Below are 2,996 nucleotides of genomic sequence, written 5' to 3' on the forward strand. Positions count from 1 at the left end.
GGTCGGCCGCAACGACCCCGAGCGCGACGCCGCAGTCATCGCCTACTTCGGCGACGGCGCGACGAGCCAGGGCGACGTCAACGAGGCGTTCGACTGGGCCGCGGTGTTCAACGCGCCGGTCGTGTTCTTCTGCCAGAACAACCAGTACGCCATCTCGGCCTCGACCGATCACAACACTCGCGGCCCGATCGCCCAGCGTGCGGGCGGCTTCGGCTTCAGCGGCATCCGGGTCGACGGCAACGACGTCCTCGCCTGCCACGCCGTGACGACCGCGGCGATGCAGAAGGCGCGCAACGGCGAGGGTCCGAGCCTCATCGAGGCCTACACCTATCGCATGGGCGCCCACACGACGTCGGACGACCCCAGCCGCTACCGCGACAGCTCCGAGGTCGAGACGTGGAAGCTCAAGGACCCCATCGAGCGGGTCAAGCGCTACCTCCTGACGCAGGGCACGCCGCAGGAGTTCTTCGACGACCTCGACGCCGAGGCCGAAGAGCTGGGCAAGCACCTCCGCGAGACCTGCAAGGCCCTGCCGGAGCCGGACCTGGCGGAGCTGTTCGACCACGTCTTTGTCGACGGTTCGGCCGAGCTCGAGGAGCAGAAGGCGCAGTACGTCGCCTACAGGGACAGTCTCGAGCCTGAGGGGAGCGAGTCATGACGAGGATGCCGCTCGGCAAGGGCCTCAACGCCGGCCTGCGGGCCGCGATGGAGGCCGACGACAAGGTCCTGATCATGGGCGAGGACGTCGGCAAGCTCGGCGGCGTCTTCCGCATCACCGACGGACTGCAGAAGGACTTCGGCGAGAGCCGGGTCATCGACGCGCCACTGGCCGAGAGCGGCATCGTCGGCACCGCCGTCGGTCTGGCCTTCCGCGGCTACCGCCCCGTCCTCGAGATCCAGTTCGACGGCTTCGTCTACCCGGCGTACGACCAGATCGTCAGCCAGGTCGCCAAGCTGCACTTCCGCAGCAAGGGCCGGGTCAAGATGCCGATCGTCATCCGCATCCCGTTCGGCGGCGGCATCGGCGCGGTCGAGCACCACTCCGAGAGCCCCGAGGCGCAGTTCGCCCTGACCGCCGGCCTCAAGGTCGTGTCGTGCTCCAACGCCAACGACGCCTACTGGATGATCCAGCAGGCGATCGCGAGTGACGACCCGATCGTGTTCATGGAGCCCAAGCGCCGCTACTGGGACCAGGGCGAGGTCGACTTCGAGTCCGAGCCCATGGCGCTGCACGCCTCCCGCGTCGTCCGCGAGGGCACCGACGCGACCGTCCTCGCGTACGGGCCGATGGTCAAGACCTGCCTCGAGGCGGCCGACGCCGCCGAGGAGGAGGGCACGAGCCTCGAGGTCATCGACCTGCGTACGCTCTCGCCGCTCGACCTCGACCCCGTCTTCGAGTCCGTACGCCGCACGGGTCACGCGATCGTCGTGCACGAGGCGGCGCAGACTCTTGGGCTCGGTGCCGAGATCTCGGCGCGCATCACCGAGAAGTGCTTCTACTCACTCGAGGCGCCGGTCATCCGGGTCACGGGCTACGACCTGCCCTATCCGCCGAGCCGCATCGAGGAAGAGTTCCTGCCCGGGCTCGACCGCGTGCTCGAAGCGGTCGACCGTTCCCTGGCGTTCTAGGAGTTTTGATGAGTGAGTTCAAGCTGCCCGACGTGGGCGAGGGTCTGACCGAGGCCGAGATCGTCTCGTGGAAGGTGTCCGTCGGCGACCAGATCAAGGTCAACGACATCATCGTCGACATCGAGACGGCCAAGTCGATCGTCGAGCTGCCCAGCCCGTACGAGGGCACCGTCGAGGCGCTGCTCGTCGACGAGGGTCAGACCGTCGACGTCGGCACGCCGATCATCCGGATCACCTCGGCCGACGAACCGGCGGCGAGTGAGCCGCCGGCGGAGTCCCCGCCCGCACAAGAGGCTCCGCCCACGGCGAAGATGCCCAACGCGATGACCGCGGGTCAGTTCGCGGCCGCCCGGGACCTGGTTCCCGGCGCCGTCACGAAAGCCCCGCCCACCGCCCCAGAGGCGCCGGCCAAGGAGGATCCTGGCGCCGAGGGCGCGGGAGCGAGCTCTGCGAGCGAAGGACGGCAAGCCGTGCTCGTCGGCTACGGCCCCCGCACCACGTCGACCAAGCGCCGCGCCCGCAAGGGTGCCGTGGCATCGGTCGACACCGAGAAGGTGCCGCAGCGGTCGATCCGGGCGCTGGCCAAGCCGCCGGTGCGCAAGCTCGCCAAGGACCTGGGCATCGACCTCGACTCGGTGCCGGCCACCGGCGACGTCGTCACCCGCGCAGACGTCGAGGCGTTCGCCGGGTTGCGCGACACGGAGCCTGCGGCACCACGTACGAGCGCCCCGACACCGAGTGGGGACCAGCGGATCCCGATCAAGGGCGTCCGCAAGATGATGGCCGAGGCCATGGTGGCTTCGGCGTTCACCTCACCCCACGTCACCGAGTGGGTCACCCTCGACGTGTCGAAGACCATGGAGCTCGTCGCCCAGCTCAAGACCGACGACCGGTTCGCCGGCGTACGCGTCTCGCCGCTGCTGATCGTGGCGCGGGCCGTGTGCCTCGCGATGCGGCGTACGCCCGAGCTCAACTCGACATGGGACGACGCGGCCCAGGAGATCGTGCTCAAGGGCTCGGTCAACCTCGGCATCGCGGCGGCGACCCCTCGGGGACTCGTCGTGCCCAACATCGTCGGCGCCGACTCGATGACCCTGCCGGAGCTCGCGCAGGCATTCGGCGAGCTCATCGCAACCGCCCGCGAGGGCAAGACCCAGCCGGCGCAGATGGCCGGCGGATCGTTCACGATCACCAACATCGGGGTCTTCGGCATCGATGCGGGCACACCGATCCTCAACCCCGGCGAGTCCGGGATCCTGGCGGTCGGCGCGATCAACAAGCGGCCGTGGGTCGGTGACGACGACGAGATCGTGGCGCGCTGGGTCACGACCCTGGCGCTGAGCTTCGACCACCGCGTCGTCGACGGC

3 protein-coding genes are annotated in these 2,996 nt (G+C 69.3%); all 3 read left to right on the top strand.

The features are described 5' to 3' along the window. On the top strand, positions 1-658 hold a 658-nt coding region (locus tag V6M46_RS13370), incomplete at its 5' end, for a thiamine pyrophosphate-dependent dehydrogenase E1 component subunit alpha (protein WP_332665949.1). After that, complete coding sequence (locus tag V6M46_RS13375) at positions 655-1,629, top strand: alpha-ketoacid dehydrogenase subunit beta (RefSeq protein ID WP_332665952.1); 975 nt, start codon at positions 655-657, stop codon at positions 1,627-1,629. The genes V6M46_RS13370 and V6M46_RS13375, both read left to right, overlap by 4 nt. An 8-nt stretch (positions 1,630-1,637) precedes the next feature. Further along, the coding region (locus V6M46_RS13380) for a dihydrolipoamide acetyltransferase family protein (RefSeq protein WP_332665954.1) at positions 1,638-2,996 on the top strand (1,359 nt) is incomplete at its 3' end.

The organism is Aeromicrobium sp. (genome assembly GCF_036676885.1).
Taxonomy (GTDB): Bacteria; Actinomycetota; Actinomycetes; order Propionibacteriales; family Nocardioidaceae; genus Aeromicrobium.

Coding starts and splice junctions, on each gene's coding strand:
- V6M46_RS13375 (WP_332665952.1), top strand. CDS start 655: ATGACGAGGATGCCGCTCGGCAAGGGCCTCAACGCCGGCCTGCGGGCC.